General features: G+C 68.8%; 16 protein-coding genes and 1 pseudogene (1 of these 17 cut by a window edge). 7 read left to right on the top strand and 10 right to left on the bottom strand.

Features of this window, described 5'->3' with window-relative positions; genetic code table 11:
* Positions 1–65: 65 nt before the first annotated feature.
* Both M2437_RS26325 and M2437_RS26320 read right to left on the bottom strand, forming a co-directional pair.
* Positions 66–1,235 carry a complex I NDUFA9 subunit family protein gene (locus M2437_RS26325; RefSeq protein WP_253389132.1) on the bottom strand — a complete coding sequence of 390 codons (1,170 nt, stop codon included), beginning with the start codon at positions 1,233–1,235 and terminating at the stop codon, positions 66–68.
* A 251-nt stretch (positions 1,236–1,486) separates the two neighbouring features.
* Entirely contained in the window at positions 1,487–2,152 is a 666-nt protein-coding gene (locus M2437_RS26320; protein WP_253389131.1) for an alpha/beta hydrolase, read from the bottom strand.
* A gap of 242 nt (positions 2,153–2,394) precedes the next feature.
* On the opposite strand from M2437_RS26320, the gene M2437_RS26315 reads away from it, so the two are divergent.
* The 3 genes from M2437_RS26315 to M2437_RS26305 all read left to right on the top strand — a co-directional run bounded on the left by M2437_RS26315 (position 2,395) and on the right by M2437_RS26305 (position 6,272).
* Positions 2,395–3,564 (top strand): MFS transporter, encoded by a 1,170-nt coding sequence (locus tag M2437_RS26315; RefSeq protein WP_253389130.1) that lies wholly within the window; start codon positions 2,395–2,397, stop codon positions 3,562–3,564.
* An 83-nt stretch (positions 3,565–3,647) separates the two neighbouring features.
* Positions 3,648–5,825 carry a primosomal protein N' gene (locus M2437_RS26310; protein WP_012752363.1) on the top strand — a complete coding sequence of 726 codons (2,178 nt, stop codon included), beginning with the start codon at positions 3,648–3,650 and terminating at the stop codon, positions 5,823–5,825.
* A gap of 84 nt (positions 5,826–5,909) precedes the next feature.
* Positions 5,910–6,272, top strand: coding sequence for a SpoIIAA family protein (locus M2437_RS26305; RefSeq protein WP_003605788.1), 363 nt, complete (start codon positions 5,910–5,912; stop codon positions 6,270–6,272).
* A gap of 89 nt (positions 6,273–6,361) precedes the next feature.
* Here M2437_RS26305 and M2437_RS26300 read toward each other — a convergent pair.
* The 6 genes and pseudogenes from M2437_RS26300 to M2437_RS26275 all read right to left on the bottom strand — a co-directional run bounded on the left by M2437_RS26300 (position 6,362) and on the right by M2437_RS26275 (position 11,289).
* Positions 6,362–6,743 (bottom strand): annotated as a pseudogene (locus M2437_RS26300) (hypothetical protein).
* A 422-nt stretch (positions 6,744–7,165) separates the two neighbouring features.
* Complete coding sequence (locus M2437_RS26295) at positions 7,166–7,417, bottom strand: hypothetical protein (protein ID WP_253389129.1); 252 nt, start codon at positions 7,415–7,417, stop codon at positions 7,166–7,168.
* A gap of 116 nt (positions 7,418–7,533) precedes the next feature.
* On the bottom strand, positions 7,534–8,544 hold the full coding sequence (locus tag M2437_RS26290; protein WP_253389128.1) for an SDR family oxidoreductase: 1,011 nt from the start codon (positions 8,542–8,544) through the stop codon (positions 7,534–7,536).
* 145 nt (positions 8,545–8,689) lie between these two features.
* On the bottom strand, positions 8,690–9,301 hold the full coding sequence (locus M2437_RS26285; protein WP_076640463.1) for a cysteine hydrolase family protein: 612 nt from the start codon (positions 9,299–9,301) through the stop codon (positions 8,690–8,692).
* A gap of 32 nt (positions 9,302–9,333) precedes the next feature.
* Complete coding sequence (locus tag M2437_RS26280) at positions 9,334–10,506, bottom strand: zinc-dependent alcohol dehydrogenase (protein WP_253389127.1); 1,173 nt, start codon at positions 10,504–10,506, stop codon at positions 9,334–9,336.
* Between the two features lie 129 nt (positions 10,507–10,635).
* Positions 10,636–11,289, bottom strand: a complete 654-nt coding sequence (locus M2437_RS26275; RefSeq protein ID WP_253389676.1) for an FUSC family protein — start codon at positions 11,287–11,289, stop codon at positions 10,636–10,638.
* 175 nt (positions 11,290–11,464) lie between these two features.
* Here M2437_RS26275 and M2437_RS26270 point away from each other — a divergent pair, with 175 nt between their 5' ends.
* From M2437_RS26270 to M2437_RS26260, 3 genes are all read left to right on the top strand, one after another.
* Positions 11,465–12,322 (top strand): SDR family oxidoreductase, encoded by an 858-nt coding sequence (locus M2437_RS26270; protein WP_003604451.1) that lies wholly within the window; start codon positions 11,465–11,467, stop codon positions 12,320–12,322.
* 67 nt (positions 12,323–12,389) lie between these two features.
* Positions 12,390–13,382 carry an SDR family oxidoreductase gene (locus M2437_RS26265; RefSeq protein ID WP_253389126.1) on the top strand — a complete coding sequence of 331 codons (993 nt, stop codon included), beginning with the start codon at positions 12,390–12,392 and terminating at the stop codon, positions 13,380–13,382.
* Positions 13,383–13,464: 82 nt separating this feature from the next.
* Positions 13,465–13,644 (top strand): hypothetical protein, encoded by a 180-nt coding sequence (locus M2437_RS26260; protein ID WP_003604447.1) that lies wholly within the window; start codon positions 13,465–13,467, stop codon positions 13,642–13,644.
* A 136-nt stretch (positions 13,645–13,780) separates the two neighbouring features.
* Here M2437_RS26260 and M2437_RS26255 read toward each other — a convergent pair whose 3' ends face one another.
* Both M2437_RS26255 and M2437_RS26250 read right to left on the bottom strand, forming a co-directional pair.
* Complete coding sequence (locus M2437_RS26255; protein WP_003604446.1) at positions 13,781–15,412, bottom strand: ABC1 kinase family protein; 1,632 nt, start codon at positions 15,410–15,412, stop codon at positions 13,781–13,783.
* Positions 15,413–15,572: 160 nt separating this feature from the next.
* Complete coding sequence (locus tag M2437_RS26250; RefSeq protein WP_253389125.1) at positions 15,573–15,944, bottom strand: hypothetical protein; 372 nt, start codon at positions 15,942–15,944, stop codon at positions 15,573–15,575.
* On the opposite strand from M2437_RS26250, the gene M2437_RS26245 reads away from it, so the two are divergent.
* A protein-coding gene (locus M2437_RS26245) for a hypothetical protein (RefSeq protein WP_253389124.1) crosses the window boundary here: on the top strand, positions 15,934–15,974 show its start. Its footprint extends 175 nt past the window's final position; the window shows 41 of its 216 coding nt (coding positions 1–41); its start codon is at positions 15,934–15,936; its stop codon lies beyond the right edge, outside the window. The genes M2437_RS26250 and M2437_RS26245 overlap by 11 nt on opposite strands.

Raw genomic sequence — 15,974 nt, 5'->3', positions numbered from 1 at the left:
AGGGCCGTTAGAGAGCCTGCCTGCCGCGTCCGCGGGGCACTCCGCGGGCGGAGTGCCCTCCCCTCTCAGCCGCGTGTCCCCCAGCGAACCCCCTCACGGTTTTGACCGGCGGCCTGCTGGCCGATCGCCGAGCCGCTGGCGCGACCGGGGCGATGCGTCGACTGGGTCGACTCGCTGTGCGGAGCCAGGAGATCGGGCACACCGGCTTGCGCTTCGGTGCCGCGCCCCTGCGCGAACTGCCCCGCCTTGCGGAACCGCCAGAGATAGCCGGGCACGACGGCCTCGACCGCCGTCGGCACGATGCCGAGCGCCTCGATGGTGCGCCCCTCCGCCTTCGCGGCATCCGAGATGACGTTGTCGACCTGCAGCAGGGCGACCTGATCGCGCGTCAGTTTGAGGTTGGCGGGAAGCAGTCCGAGGGTCAGCGTGTCGGCGATCTCGATCACCCGCGCCTGCAGGCGCGCCACCGGCTCCGGAAGGTCGAGCACGGCGCGGCGGCGCATCGTCACCTCGAGCATGTAGCGCACGAAGTATTCGAGCGTATTCACCTCCGGCCCGCCGAGCTCGTAGACCCGGCCGCCGGGCGCCACCCCATCCACCGCGCGGGCGATCGCTTCGGCGACATCGCCGACGAAGACCGGCTGGAAGCGGGTCTGCGCACCGGCGAGCGGCAGGGCCGGCAGGAAGGTCGCGAGCGAGGCGAAGCGGTTGAAGAAGCCGTCGCCGGGTCCGAAGACCAGCGAGGGACGGAAGATCACGGCATCGGGGGAGGCGCGCAGCACCTCCGCCTCGCCGAGCGCCTTGGAGCGGGCGTAGAGCGAGGGTGAATCCGGGTCGGCGCCGAGCGCCGAGACATGGACCAGCTTCGCACCCACTGCCGCGGCGGCTCGGGCAATCTCGCCGGCCCCTTCCGTCTGGAGCTTCGAGAAGCGCTGGCTGCCCGATTCCTGCAGGATGCCGACGAGGTTGATGACGATATCGGAATGCTCGACCGCGCGGCGGATGGAGTCGGGATAGCGAAGGTTGGCCTGAACGCCGACGATCTGACCGACCTTGCCGAGTGGTTGCAGGAACAGGGCGAGATCGGGCCGGCGCACGGCGACGCGAATTCGATAACCGCGCTTTGCCAGGGCCCGCACCACGTGGCGCCCGAGGAAGCCGGAACCGCCGAACACGGTCACGAGCTGCGATTGCGGGCGGGTGGTCGCGCCGGGCGCGGTGACGAGGCTGCTCATGGCCGATGGAGGCCCCTTTATCTCGGGTGACACGTCGAGACGGGCGGCATGACCGCACACGGCCGACGAGCCCCGGAGCGCGACCGTCGGCAGCACGCTCCTTAGACCAGTTTGAAGGCGAGAGCAGCCTGCCGGCTTGAGGAAAATGGAACGGATCGCGCATCGTTCCAAGAGGTGGTTGCCGGCTCGTTCTCATGACCGAGTCTCGGGTGATCCTTAGGTGCCCCTTGGGCGACCTGCGGCGCGATCCTTCATCGGCCGCTGAAGCGCCCCTCGCGCAGGAAGTGCAGGGTCTCGGCGGCCACATGCCGGTTCCACATCATCGTCGGGTGCGCGATCGGCAGCACGATGTGGTCGGTCATCCCGTCGAGGCGGGTGCGCGTGACCGTGACGCGTCCGTCGTTCGGCCCCGGCAGCAGCAGCGAAGCCAGAGGGTAGAGGCTGCGGCTGCCGGCGATGATACCGAGCGGGTAATCGACCCGGCCGAAGAGGCGCGCCTGCGCTGCCCCGCGCTCCGTGCCGAGTTCGGCACCGGCCGGGCCGAAGAAGCGGCGGTAGGCCGCGAAGCGGTGCAGCGCATCGGCGATTTCGCTGCCGCCATTGGGCGGACCCAGCATCACCACGCGCCCGAGGTTGTCCGGCCGGCGCCGGGCCAGGAGCACGCGGGCGACGAGGCCGCCCATGGAATGGGTGACGATGTGAAGGCGCGTCACGTCCTCACCGAAGGCTGCGACCGTCGGTTCAATCACTTCGGCAATGTCGGCGAGTCCGAGCCGGCGTGCCGGATAATCGAGGTTGAGGGTGACGTAGCCGGCGCGTGTCAGCCGGCGCTCCAACGGGCGCAGCGAGGCGGCCCGGCGGGCGATGCCGTGCAGCAGGAGGACGCCTTCGGTCCCGTCGGCACCCGTTCCGCTCATGGCCGCAGGGCCATCGCGAGCGTCGTGTCGGCGAATGCGGTGCAGAGGCGAGCGGTCATCGTCCCATTTTTTCGATGCATGGATGAAGAGACACGCAATGCTCCCGACGAACGCTGCGTGTTCACGCTTATGGGTCAACGGCGGATCAGCCGTCGATACAGGCAGGATGCAGCTTGCCGCACTTCGATCCGCGGGCATTCCCTGGCATCGTCGCCGCAGGGACTCGGAGCGAGGCGTGTGGGGTGTCGGCGACCGAGGAAGCTACGGAGCGAGACGAACGGACCGGTTCGGGTCGCCTCCTCCTGCTCTTTGCCACGCTCTACGGCGCCTATGGTGCGCTCTCACCCTTCCTGCCCGCGTTCCTCGAAACGCGGGGATTGGGACCGAGCGAAATCGGAACGCTGCTCTCCGCCGCGATGCTGGTGCGGCTTGCCGCCGGGCCGCTGACCGGGCGGCTTGCCGACCGGCACGGCGCCGTACGGGCCTTCCTGGCCGGAGCACTTGCCCTCTCGGCGGTGCTGACCCTGGCTTTCCTCGGCGGTCACGGCTCCTTCGTGCTGTTCGCCATCGCCCTCGCCCAGGCGGCGGCGACCGCGCCTCTCGCGCCGCTGGCCGATACGGTGGCGCTCGCCGGTAGTCGTGATGGAGCCGTCTACGGCCGCATTCGCGGCGCCGGCTCGGCCGCCTTCATCGCGACCACCGTTCTCACCGGTTTCATCATCGGGATCTTCGGCTACGGCGCAGGCCCGCTCGCTTGCGGCGTCCTGTTCGCCGCCGGGGCCGCGCTGACATTGCGCCTCGCGCGGAATGCCGGGCCCGCGAGGCCGGCCGAGGACGCGGGCGGCGGGTTCGCGGCGCTTGCCGCGGATGCCCGCTTCCGCCGGCTCGTCCTTGCCGCCGCGCTGGTGATCGGCGCGCATGCGATGCACGACGCGTTCGCAGTCATCGTCTGGCAGGCGGCGGGAATCGGGCCGCGGGTGGCGGGCCTGCTCTGGGCGGAAGCGGTCTTGGCCGAGGTGATGGTGTTCCTCTGGCTCGGGCCGCGGCTCCTGGCGCGGATCGGGCCGGATCGGGCGCTGGCGCTCGCGGCGCTTGCCGGAGCGTTGCGCTGGGCGGTGCAGGCGCAGACCTCCTGGCTGCCCGGCCTCGTCCTGATCCAAGCGCTGCACGGGCTGACCTTCGCGCTCCTGCACCTCGCCTGCCTGCGGCTGATCGTGGAGACCGTGCCGGAGCAACGCCGGGCGACGGCGCTGACAGTCTACGGCACCTTCGGGCTCGGGCTCGCCTCCGCGCTGATGCTGCTGCTCTCGGGCTCGCTCTACGATCATGTCGGCACGAAAGGGTTCTGGGTGATGGCCGCCGTGAGCCTGTCGGCCGTTCCCGTTGCGCGGGGGCTCTCGGACATCCGATAAGGGGCAAGCCGCATTCGCCTTCGCGGAGCGGAACATATATAGAACAAATCAGACTGCTCTCGTGATTCCCTTCTCGTGATTCCATGCCTGCCGTCGCCGAAATCCTGATCCCGCTCGCGCTCGACACCGCCTACAGCTACGCGGTGCCGGCCGGGCTGACCCTCGCCGAGGGCGACATCGTGCAGGTGCCGTTGGGTCCGCGCGAGACGATCGGCGTGGTCTGGGGGCTCGACGAGCGGGCCTCGGGGGGAAACCTGCGGCCGGTGACGGGCAAGGTCGAGGCGCCGCCGCTCTCGGAGTCTCTGCGCAAGCTGGTCGATTGGCTGGCGCGCTACACCCTGGCGCCGAAGGGTTCGGCGCTCGCCATGGCCCTGCGCCTGCCCGACGAGGCCGCCCGCAACGAGGCGCCGCGTGTCGGTGTGCGCGCCGCCGGCAAGCCGCCGACCCGGCAGACGGTCGCCCGCGGCAAGGTGATGGCTGTCGCCGCCGACAACGCAGTGCGGGGCAAGAGCGCGCTCGCCAAGGAGGCCGGGGTCTCGCTCAGCGTGGTCGATGGACTGATCGATGACGGCGCGCTGGAGACCGTGGCGCTGATGCCCGAGCCCGTGGCGCTGCCGCCGGACCCGGACCATCCGCGGGTGCCGCTGTCGGATGCGCAGGCGGAGGCGGCGCACGCCTTGATCGCCGACGCCCCATCGCCCGCCGATGCTGCGACCGGTGAGACGATCCTCCTCGAAGGCGTCACCGGCTCGGGCAAGACCGAGGTCTATTTCGAGGCGGTGGCCGAGTGCGTGCGGCAGGGGCGGCAGGCCCTGGTGCTGATGCCGGAAATCGCGCTGACGGCGCAATTCCTCGACCGCTTCGCCGGGCGCTTCGGGGTGCGGCCGGCGACTTGGCATTCCGGCATCGGCGGCAAGCGCCGCGAGCGGCTGCGGGCAGGGGTGGCCGCGGGCGAGGTCTCGGTGGTGGTCGGCGCCCGCTCGGCCCTGTTCCTGCCGTTCCGGAATCTCGGCCTGATCGTCGTCGATGAGGAGCACGAATCCGCCTACAAGCAGGAGGACGGCGTCCATTATCACGCGCGCGACATGGCGGTGGTGCGCGGCAAGATCGAGGGCTGCCCGGTGGTGCTCGCCTCGGCCACGCCCTCGATCGAGTCGCGGGTCAACGCGCAGAGCGGGCGCTACCGCCACGTCGTGCTCCCCGGCCGCTTCGGCGGGCGGCCGATGCCCGATATCGCGGCCATCGACATGCGCCTCGACAAGCCGGAGCGCGGGCGCTTCCTGTCCCCGCCGATGGTGAACGCGGTCAAAAGCACGCTGGCCGCGGGCGATCAGGCGCTGCTGTTCCTCAACCGCCGGGGCTACGCGCCGCTCACCCTGTGCCGGGCCTGCGGCCACCGCTACCAGTGCCGCAACTGCTCAACCTGGCTCGTGGAGCACCGCTTCCGCCGCGCGCTGGTCTGCCACCAATGCGGCTACGCCGAGCGCAAGCCAGAGGCCTGCACCGAGTGCGGCGCCTTCGATCACCTCACGCCCTGCGGGCCGGGCGTCGAGCGGATCGCCGAGGAGGTGACCGAGCTGTTCCCCGAACAGCGCATCGTCGTGCTGTCGAGCGACTTTCCCGGCGGCGCCGAGCGGCTGCGCCAGGAACTGGAGACGGTGGCGGCGGGCGATTGCGACATCGTCGTCGGAACGCAGCTCGTGGCCAAGGGCCACAACTTCCCGCACCTGACCCTCGTCGGGGTGCTCGACGCCGATATCGGTCTCACCTCCGGCGATCCGCGCGCGGCCGAGCGCACCTTCCAGCTCCTGCAGCAGGTGACGGGGCGTGCGGGGCGCGGCGAGCGGCCGGGACGCGCCCTGGTGCAGACCTACCAGCCCGAGCATCCGGTCATCGCCGCCCTGCTCTCGGGGGATGCCGACCGCTTTTACGAGGAAGAGATCTGGGCCCGCGAGGCCGCAGGGCTTCCGCCGTTCGGACGGCTCGCGGCGCTGATCGTCTCCGGGGAAGAGCGGGAGAAGGCCGAGGCGCACGGTCAGGCGCTTGCACGCGTCGCCGAACCGCCGCCCGGCGTCTCCGTGCTCGGGCCGGCGGAGGCGCCGCTTGCGCTGATCCGCGGGCGCTGGCGATTCCGGCTGCTGGTGAAGACCGAGCGCGGCATCGACGTGCAGAGTTATCTGCGGGATTGGCTGGCGCGCGGACCGAAGCCGCGGGGTAACCTCAAGGTCGCAATCGACGTGGACCCGCAGAGCTTCCTATAATCGCGTCCGTCCGCCGTCGGTCGAGGTCGCTCGCAGTTTCCTGCCGGCGCGCTCGTCCTCGGCTCATTCGAGGAGCGCCCCGCCTTGCTGACCTATGAGAAGAAGCCCGATTCCGCCATCGCCGAGATCGTCGTCGATGGGAAGATCTCCGACGAGGAGATGAACACGGTCATGACCGCGATGAAGGCCGACCTCGACAAGGGCGGCCGTATCAAACTCCTGGAGGACATCCGCAGCTTCGAGGGCATGGAGCCGGCCGCCTTCTTCAAGGACCCGCGCTTCGGCATCTCGATGATGAAGGGCGTGAGCCACGTCGCCCTCGTCACTGACGCGACCTGGCTCAAGGCCGTGGCCGAGACCTTCGGCTTCGTCTCGCCGGTGCAGATCAAGGTGTTCGAGCGCGCCCGCATCGGCGAGGCGCGGACCTGGCTCGAAGCCGCGGCCTGACGCGGTACGGACCGCTCCCGTACGAACGCACGAAAAAGGGGCGAGCCTTACGGGCTCGCCCCTCTCTTTTCGAACGACAGACGATCAGGTTACTCGGCGAGCGCGGTCCGGAGCGTGTGGCGCTTGGCGACCCAACGGCCGGTGCACAGGCCGCCGGAAACGCGCCACGTGCCGGAGCCCGAGCGGGCCTGGAGCCGGCCCGAGGCGGTCCCCGTTCGCGGCCGAAGCCGCGACGTTCAGGCCGACACCCCCATCCGCCCCGACACGGCCGCTCACCGTGGTGCCGCCGGAAGCCACCGTCGTGACCGGGCGGACCTGTCCATCCCGTACGGCCAGGGTGTAGCTGTATTGGGCGTCACACATGCCGCTTTCGGTCACGAGTTGGACCGACCACGTCCCATCGAAATCTCCCGCCATCGCCGGCGAGGCAAGCACGGCGGCCAGAGCAGCGGTGAGGGCGAACTTGAGCATGCAGCATCCAACTCAGCGACGCGGGTGAGGCGCACGGTGCGCCGTCGCCTGCGCTGTCCGTACCGTCGATCTGTGAGATGTCTGCACTGTAGCGAAACAAGAGGCGATAATATGACGCCGACGAATGATTGTTCCTGACAGCAAACCACGGCTGTTCGCCCGATGATCGACATGCCTCCGAAACAGAAGCGTCGCCATTCGCGGCTTTTATGCACCACCGTGTTGCAAGCGCAGCCTTAAAGACTGCGGGCGCGCGTTTTCGCGATGCAGGGATAGCTAGGGCCATGCACTCGAAGGGGTCGAACCCCGCTTCCTAATCGGCGCAGGAGTGCGGCGCGCCCTCAAACGGGCGGCTAGCCCGATTGAAATCTGGTGCGAGAGGCCGGCCTTGCAGCTCGCGAAAGCTGTTGCGAAAAGGGCCGTCAGGCGGACGGTTCGGCGAGGCGCGCCCGGTGACGACCGAGGGCGTCGCGCAGGCTCGGCATGAAGGTGGAGGTGGCGTCGAGACCGGCCACGCCCTCCACGAGCCGGTCGAGGGCCCGTACCTGCGCATCGAGACCGCCGAACGCGGCGAGATAGGCCCAGATCGCCTCGTCGGCCTCGGCGACCGGAACCGGTTGCTCGGATGCGAGCAGCGCGGAGAAGATATCCAGGGTGGTGTCCAGGTTCGCCACGTCGAATCCGTTTCGGGGGCATCCATCGGGTTGGGCTTGCATTGCGCTCCGCCGAGATGGATGCCGGTTCGGCGAAGCGCGTGTCGAAACGGGGGCCGGGGCCGTCCGCGCAGGAATCAGCGGTGGCGAGTGCCACCGAGCAGGCTCGCCGCCGCGGCGAGCCCGACGCCGGCGACCACCGCCGCCGTCGTGAGCGGATGGAGCGTGCCGCGGGTGTAGAGGCTGCGGCGCATGACGTAGCCGGGATGGCTTCCGGCGGTCTGGCCACCGACGCCCGCCTGATAGAGCGATCCCTCCGGGCGGCGGGGTGGCTCCTCGCGCATCTGCAGGCCGGCCATACCGCTTCCGACCGCATCGAAGACGCGCGGCGCCACCGCTTGGGCCGCGCTCATGATCCGGCCGCCGCCGCCGACATAGATGTCGCGGCGGGGATGCACGGCCGCATGGAGGATCGCCTCGGCGACCTCTTCGGTGCGGTAGACCGGCGGCGGCAGCTTCGGCTCGCGGTCGGTGTAGTTGCGAGCATGAGCCGGAAAGGGCGTGTCGATCGCCGCCGGCTTGATCAGGGTGACCGCGACCGGCGCGCCCTCCTCCTTCAGCTCGATGCGCAGGGAATCGGTGAAGCCTTTGATGGCGTGCTTGCTCGCGCTGTACATACCCTGGAGCGGGAAGGCGACGTCGGAGGCAACGCTGCCGAGGTTGATCAGCGTGCCGCCGCTCTCCTTCAGATGCGGCAGCGCCACGAGCGAGCCGTAGACCACGCCCCAGAAATTGACGTCGAACAGGCGGCGGTGGTCACTGTCCTCGATCTCTTCGAGCCGACCGATGATCGAGAGGCCCGCATCGTTCACCCAGGTGTCGATGCGGCCGTAGCGGTCGATCGCCGCCCGGGCCAGGGCCTCGACCTGCGCCCGGTCCGAGACGTCGGTGACGACGTGGATCGCCGCGCCGCCATGCCGTTCGATCTCCGCCTGGATCTCGGCCAGCGCCTCCCCGTTGCGGGCAGCGAGCACGACGCGCGCGCCGCGTGCCGCGGCCATGCGGGCGGCCGCCAATCCGATGCCGCTGGAAGCACCGGTGATGACGATGACCTGCTGGTCGAGCGGCTTCTTGGGGGCGCTCGGCATGCGCATCTCCTGGGATCACGTCGGATGAGGGAGGCGGCCGAGCCCTGCAGGGTGCAGCGTGGTCTCGGAGCCTGTCAGGAGTGAACCCGGCCGCCAGCGGCCCAGTTTCGACCGCCTCGGAACGGCCGGCCGCCTCAATCGGCGATCAGGACCACGCGCCCAGGATCTCGTCGGTCGAGGCCGTTTCGATCTGCTCGCCGAAGCGGCTCTGGTAGAGGAACATCATCGCGTCGTAGGTCTGGTCGGCGGACGAGCACACCGCATCGCAAGCGACGATCACCCGATAGCCGCGATCGACCGCGCCGAGGATGGTGGCCAGCACACAGACATCGGTCTCGCCGCCCGTCACCACGAGGGTGTCGATCGCCTCCGCTTCTAGCAAACCGGCCAGTTCGGGCTTCAGCCAGGGCGAGTAGACCAACTTGTCGACCACCTTGGCCGGCGGCACGAAACGGGTCACGCTCGGCACCAGATCGACCATCTCGGGTCCGAGCGCATCCAGCGTCATCTTGGGCCAGTGCTCGTAGTAGCGCCGCCACGCCCCCCTTCCTTCCTCGGGCGAGCGGAGCGGCACGAACCGGGTGAACACGGTCCGCTCCGGATGGGCGGCGGCGATGCGCTCGATGTTCGGCAGGATGCGGGCGAGCCAGGGCGTGTGCCAGTCGGTCTCCTCGGAGAACATCCGCTGCGCGTCGACGCAGAGATGGGCGGCCCGTGGGCCGAGATCGCCGAATTTCAAACCGTCTTTGCGCGCCATGGCTCGCTCCGAGACCTTTCTTCTCTGTGCTTTTAGTTCGGGTGGAAGACGACCTTGACGCAGCCGTCCTTCTTGTCGCGGAAGGTCTTGTAGAGGTCAGGCCCGTCCGCGAGGTCGGCAGAGCGGTGGGTGATCAGCGAGGCCGTGTCGAACTTGCCCTGCTGGATCAGCTTGGTCAGCGGCTCGAGGTAGCGCTTCACGTGCGTCTGACCGCTCTTGAGGGTCAGGCCCTTCTGGACGATCGCACCCATGTTGACGGGGATCGGCCCACCGTAGACGCCGGGCACCGAGACGATGCCGCAGGGCCGCACCGCGCGGATCGCTTCCATCAGGGCGTAGGGCCGCTCGGTCGAGGTCAGCTTCTCCTGCAGCGTCGAGATCACGCTGGAGAGGCCGTGGCCGGCGCTGGCTTCCATGCCGACGCAGTCGATGACGCCGTCGGCGCCCTCACCCCGGCTGATCTCCTTGATGCGCTCGAACACGTCCTCCTTGGCGAAGTCGATGATGTCGGTCGCGCCGTATGTCCGGGCGAGCGCGAGGCGCTCCGGCACCGTGTCGATGGCGATGATCCGCTCGGCGCCCATGATCTTGGCCGACTGGATCGCGAACAGGCCGACGGGTCCCGCGCCCCAGACGGCGATGATCTCGCCGCCCTTGATCTCGCAATGCTCGGCGCCCTGCCAGCCGGTGGGCAGAATGTCGGTGAGGAACAGGACCGATTCGTCGTCCATGCCCTCCGGCACCTTCATCGGCGCCACGTCGGCCATGGGCACGCGCACATACTCGGCCTGCCCGCCGGCATAGCCGCCGGTGATGTGCGAGTAGCCGAACAGTCCGGCCGTGGTGAAGCCGAACTGCGCGGCGGCCATCTCGGCGTTGCGGTTCGAGCGCTGGCAGACGGAGTAGTTGCCGAGCTTGCACTGGCGGCACTCGCCGCAATTGATGTTGAAGGGCACGACGATGCGATCGCCCTTCTTGAACTTGGTGAAGCCCGGCGCCGTCTCGACCACCTCGCCCATGAATTCGTGGCCGAGCACATCGCCCGACTTCATCGTCGGCATCTGCCCGTCCATCAGGTGGAGGTCGGAACCGCAGATCGCGCAGGAGGTCACTTTGATGATGACGTCGCGGGAATCCTCGATCGAGGGATCCGGCACCGTGTCACAGCGAATGTCACCCTTGCCGTGCCAGCACAGTGCTTTCATCAAACGTCCTCGAAGTGTGGAAGGCGGTGCCACTCAGGGCATCCGTGCAGGAACCCCCGCTGCATACGGCCAAGTTCCCGCCCGACTTTCCCGCGGACGCCATTCGGACATTCCGGCAGCCGGCCGGCGTCAGAGCTTGATCCCGAGTCTCCGGTTCAGACGGGTCATGAGCCAGACCGTGCCGATCGCCACGCACACGCCCCAGCCGACTTCCAGCACCCGCGATCCCGCCATCCGCTCCACCGGCCCGAGATGCGGCACCAGCAGGATGATGGTGGCGGTGATCCCGGCCAGCCGGCAGGCACTCGCCACGTTGACGAGCCAGCAGGCGAGGATCGCGAGCACGACCGTGGCCGCGTAGGTCGGCAGGGACGGTCCCAGGGTCAGGTAGGCGGCGAGCCCGATCAGGCCGCCAATCGCGGCGCCGCTGAACTGGTCGCGGGCCGTGGAACGGGTCGCGCCGAACTCGGTCTGCGCGACGGCGACTGCCGTGATCGCCGCCCAGAATCCCTCGCGCAGGCCGAGCACCTGCGTCGGCAGATAAGCGACGATGGCAGCGACCGCCGACATCACACCATGCGCGAGCCCGCCGGAGAAGCGGCGCCGCAGCGGCAGGCGCTTGCGCAGCCGCGTGACTTGATCCCGCAGCCAGCGGATGCGGCTGGTATCGCGGTCGGCCCGGCGCGTCTCCTCGACGGCGGCCTCCGCCCGCACGGCATCCGCAGCGGCGCGCTCCACCGCGTCCTCTCCCTGTTCACGGCGTAAAGCCCGCTCGGCCCGCATCCGCTCTCCCTTCAAGCCTGACGATCCTCGCCCGGCCTACAGGACGAGCGAACACATCAACGCGCACGGACGCCCGCGGAACACCGGTGCGGCGCGCGACGATTCGGCCGAACCCGACTCGCGCGGCGGGGTTGTCCGGGCATCCCTCACAGCCGACAGCACCGGAGCAAGGTCGATGGAATCATTTCCGAAGCCGCCTTTTCCCGACCAACCGCAGCCGATGCCCGGCGCGACCAACGCCATGAATCCGAAGCCCGACCATGGCGAGACGAGCTACAAGGGTTCCGGACGCCTGGAGGGCAAGAAGGCGATCATCACCGGCGGTGATTCCGGGATCGGCCGTGCCGTCGCGCTGGCCTATGCCCGCGAAGGCGCCGACGTGCTCATCTCCTATCTCGATGAGGAGGAGGACGCCGCCGAGACACGCCGACTGATCGAGGAAGCCGGCCGCAAAGCCGTGCTGGTGCCGGGCAATATCGGCGATGCCGCCCATTGCAAGCGCATCGTCGATCAAGCGGTCGAAGCGTTCGGGCGCGTCGATATCCTCGTCAACAATGCCGCGCATCAGGCGACCTTCAATGACCCGGAGGAGATCTCGGACGAGGAGTGGGAGAAGACATTCCAGGTCAACATCCACGCGATGTTCTACCTGACCAAGGCCGTGCTGCCGCACATGCGCGAGGGTTCGGCCATCATCAATACGACCTCCGTCAACGCCGACACGCCAAGCCCGCAGTTGCTGGCCTACGCCACCACCAAGGGTGCGATTCAGAACTACACCGGCGGCCTCGCGCAGATGCTGGCCGAGAGGGGCATCCGCGTGAACTGCGTCGCCCCGGGCCCGATCTGGACGCCGCTGATTCCCTCGACCATGCCGGCCGAGAAGGTGAAGCAATTCGGCTCCCAGGTGCCGATGAAGCGGCCGGGTCAGCCGAAGGAGCTCGCGCCGGTCTACGTGATGCTGGCCTCCGACGAGTCGAGCTACGTCTCCGGTGCCACGGTGGCGGTGACGGGCGGCAAGCCGATTATCTGATTTTGCTCAAATGCCGAACGGATGCGTCCGGCCCTCCGGGGCGGGACGCCTTGGCCGGGAGTCTGCCTTGAAAAACCTTCGCGGAGCCGTCGTCGTCATCACCGGTGCTTCGAGCGGCATCGGGCGAGCCGGTGCCCTCGCCTTTGCGCGAGCCGGTGCCCATGTCGTCGTCGCCGCACGGCGGCGGGCATTGCTCGATCAGCTCGCCGAGGAATGCAGCGGATACGGCTCCGCGGCGCTCGCGGTGCCCACCGACGTGACCGATCCGCAGGCGGTCGAGGCCCTGGCGCAGGCGGCGGAGGATCGGTTCGGCCGCATCGACGTCTGGATCAACAATGCCGGCACCGGCGTGTTCGGCCCGTTCCAGGATGCGCCGCTCGACCTGCATCGTCGCACCGTCGAGGTGAACCTGTTCGGAGCGATGCACGGTGCTTACGCCGTGCTGCCCCGCTTCCTCGAGCGGCAGCGCGGCGTTCTCGTCAACATGGTCTCGCTCGGCGGCTGGGCGCCGGCGCCGTTCGCCGCGGCCTACACCGCGAGCAAGTTCGGCCTGCGCGGCTTCTCCGCGAGCCTGCGCCAGGAATTGCGGCGCTCGCCCGATATCCACGTCTGTGCGGTGTTTCCGGCGATGGTCGATACGCCGGGCTTCGTGCACGGCGCCAATGTTTCCGGCCGCACCCTCGACCCCGGCCCGATGCTCTACGCCCCCGAGGAGGTGGCCGAGACCCTCGTCCACGTCGTACGCAACCCCCGTGACGAGATCGCGGTGGGTTGGCCCGCCCGTGCCGCCCAGGCGGCCTACGCCCTGGCGCCGGGCCCGACCGAGCACCTGATGGGCCTTGCCCTCAACCGGGCCCTGGACCGGGCGCGCCCTGCCCCGGTGACGCACGGGGCGCTCCGCGCACCGGTCCGCGAAGGCACGGCCTCGGATGGAGGCTGGCTCGCGCGCAAACGGCTTCCGTCGGCTTCGACCTTGAGCGGCGTCGGCATCACCGTCGTCGGCGTCGGCGCTGCTCTGGCTCTCGGCCGCCTGATCGGTGGCCGGCGATCGAAACGGTGAACGCGAAGCCCCGGAGAAAACCCCCGGTTAAGCCTAAGCCCCTATCACCGGGCCATCGAGCCTGGTGACGAAAGGAGCGCCGATGACCAGGGACCAACTCGCGATTGAACTGAAGCGCATGGCCTCCTCGCAGGTCAGCGACATCGAGCGCGCGGTGAAAGCAGGGCACAAGACCATCGCCCTGAACGAACTGGCCGATCTCGACCGCCAGCTCAAGGCGCTGGCCGCCGCCCTCAAGGCCAAGCCCGTCATCCGCGCCTGAGACGAGACTTCCCCCGCGACAGCACCGGCCCCGCCCCCTAGGGCGGCGGCCGCGCGCCCATCCGTTTCCGCATTCACGGCGCCCTCCACCTCGAGGCGCGCCCCCCTTCAGAGCATTGAGACCCGTCCGATCGACCTCAGCGATCGCGGCTCAGCAACACCAGCCAGCCGATCCCGAGCACCGCCACCGTCATCCCGATGATGACGAAGGCCGGCGTGCCGAGATCGATGAGCCGCGGCGCGAGCTGCGTCGCGAACGCCGCCACGACGAGGCCGACGGCGACCCGCGCGGCCCCCCGTTCGATGCCGCGAACGAGCTTGTCCATCCCCTTCAGCTCGATCTCGACGGTGACGCGCCCCTGCTTGAGGCGCACCAGCATGAGATGGATCAGCGTCGGCAGCTCCGAGGCCGCGCCGTAGAGGCCGGTCCCGAGCGATTCCGCCTTGCGCATCAGGCCGCGCAGCGAGAATTGCGAGCGCATGCTCGCCCGCACGGTTGGGCCGGCGGCGGCGAACAGGTCGAAAGCGGGGTCGAGCTGACGCATGACGCCGTCGGCGGTGACGAGCCCTTTGAACAGGATCGCCAGATCGGTCGGCATCGCGAGATCGTTCTCGCGGGCCATGGTCATGAAATCGGTGAGCACGAGCCCGAGATTGAGCGGGATCGAGGAATGGGCCTGCACGAAGTTCTGGGCGGACTGTTCCAGCTTGCTCAAGTCCGGATTCGACGTGCCGGTCCAATCGAGGAGCGTGGCCATCAGGCCATCGACATCCTGCTTGAGCATGGCGCCGATCAGGACGAGGAGCTGCTGGCGCCGCTTCTGCGACAGACGCCCGACGATGCCGAAATCGATGAAGCCGATCCGGTTGCCGGGCAAGATCAGCAGGTTGCCGGGATGCGGGTCGGCGTGGAACACGCCCTCGATCAGCGCCATGCGCAGGAAGGCGTCGCAGCCCTTCTGCGCCAGCGCCTTCTTGTCCGCTCCCATCGTCCGCAGCGCGGCGGCATCGTTCGGCGAGATGCCGTGGATGAACTCCTGGACGAGCACTCGCTCGGAGCACCACTCCCAGAAAATCTTCGGGATGACGATGTCGTCCCGTCCGGCAAAGATCTCGGCGATCATCTCGCAGTTGCGGGCCTCGTTGAGCAGATCGAGCTCGCCGTTGAGGCCGTTGGCGAGGTGGCGCATCTGCTCCTGAGGCTGGTAGCGGGCCATCTCCGGCCACTCGGACTCGACGATGCGGGCGCCGTGCGCCATCAGCCGCAGATCCGCCTCGATGATCTTCCGCAGTCCCGGCCGCAAAACCTTGACCACGACCTCTTCGCCGGAATGCAGGCGCGCCCGGTACACCTGAGCGATCGAGGCAGAGGCGATCGGATTGAGGTCGAATTCGGCGAAGACCTGGTCCGGCGGCGCGCCGAGATCGGCTTCGAGCTGCGGCCCGATCAAGGCCCACGGCACCGGCTTCACCTGGCTGTGCAGCTTCTCCAGCTCGTCGGTCCAGACCGGCGAGAGCAGATCGGGACGGCTCGCCAGAACCTGACCGAACTTGATGAAGGTCGGTCCCAGGGTCTCGATGGCGCGGCGCAGCCGCTCCGGCTGCGAGAGCCGTGTGACATCGACCCGCGGCGTTCGGCGGGGGATGAGCGGGATGTTATGCAGCCCGAGTCGGTCGACGATCTTGGTCAGCCCGAAGCCGATCAGAACCGAAGCGATTTCCGAAAGGCGCTGACGGTCGCGCGCAGCGACGAAGGCTGTTTTGAGCATGATGGTCTTGCGTGTCGCGCGAAGCGTCGGTTCGGGCAAGACCGATCCGGCCCTCGCCGGGCATCTCGCAATGGCGCGGCCATGGGGCTTTTTTAGGATTGCAACCGCCGCGACCAGTCTGCCCTCACGGGGACCGGCGCGACGCCGACGAACCGCCAGATCAGGGGGCAGTCGATTCGGCGTTCACGTCGATCAAGACACGCTCGACCGGATCGGCCGCCTCCGAGCGAACGGTACGGAGAATGCCCGGCACGTCGGCGCTCGCCGTGCCGAATCGCGCCCAGGCCGCCTGGCAACGGCGATGATCCGCATCCGTCAGGAAGTAGCGCTCCTGCTCATCCAGCAGCGTCGCGTAGACGGCGGCGCGCACGCTTCGCTCTTCGCCGACATAGAGCTGATTGACGCGGCTCCAGAACGTCTCGTCGAGTTCCCACTCGCACTGGACGGCCGCCTTCATCATCGCGAGCTTGATGCCGCCCAGGTTGGCGGCAGGATGGGCGTTCGACGTGAGAGATTGTCCCATGACCGCCATCCGAGCGCTTCTTCTGACGGCTGCTTTGCT

The sequence above is a fragment of the Methylorubrum pseudosasae genome (assembly GCF_029504475.1).
GTDB lineage: Bacteria > Pseudomonadota > Alphaproteobacteria > Rhizobiales > Beijerinckiaceae > Methylobacterium > Methylobacterium extorquens.
The sequence above is the reverse complement of the archived record's forward strand: the minus strand, read 5'-3'. Positions and strand labels throughout refer to the sequence as shown.

Bases quoted from the DNA above. Each gene is read 5' to 3' on its own strand.
- M2437_RS26260 (WP_003604447.1), top strand. From the start codon at position 13,465: ATGACCAGGGACCAACTCGCGATTGAACTGAAGCGCATGGCCTCCTCG.
- M2437_RS26325 (WP_253389132.1), bottom strand. From the start codon at position 1,235: ATGAGCAGCCTCGTCACCGCGCCCGGCGCGACCACCCGCCCGCAATCG.
- M2437_RS26280 (WP_253389127.1), bottom strand. From the start codon at position 10,506: ATGAAAGCACTGTGCTGGCACGGCAAGGGTGACATTCGCTGTGACACG.
- M2437_RS26310 (WP_012752363.1), top strand. From the start codon at position 3,648: ATGCCTGCCGTCGCCGAAATCCTGATCCCGCTCGCGCTCGACACCGCC.
- M2437_RS26270 (WP_003604451.1), top strand. From the start codon at position 11,465: ATGGAATCATTTCCGAAGCCGCCTTTTCCCGACCAACCGCAGCCGATG.
- M2437_RS26290 (WP_253389128.1), bottom strand. From the start codon at position 8,544: ATGCCGAGCGCCCCCAAGAAGCCGCTCGACCAGCAGGTCATCGTCATC.
- M2437_RS26285 (WP_076640463.1), bottom strand. From the start codon at position 9,301: ATGGCGCGCAAAGACGGTTTGAAATTCGGCGATCTCGGCCCACGGGCC.
- M2437_RS26255 (WP_003604446.1), bottom strand. From the start codon at position 15,412: ATGCTCAAAACAGCCTTCGTCGCTGCGCGCGACCGTCAGCGCCTTTCG.
- M2437_RS26320 (WP_253389131.1), bottom strand. From the start codon at position 2,152: ATGAGCGGAACGGGTGCCGACGGGACCGAAGGCGTCCTCCTGCTGCAC.
- M2437_RS26275 (WP_253389676.1), bottom strand. From the start codon at position 11,289: ATGCGGGCCGAGCGGGCTTTACGCCGTGAACAGGGAGAGGACGCGGTG.
- M2437_RS26250 (WP_253389125.1), bottom strand. From the start codon at position 15,944: ATGGCGGTCATGGGACAATCTCTCACGTCGAACGCCCATCCTGCCGCC.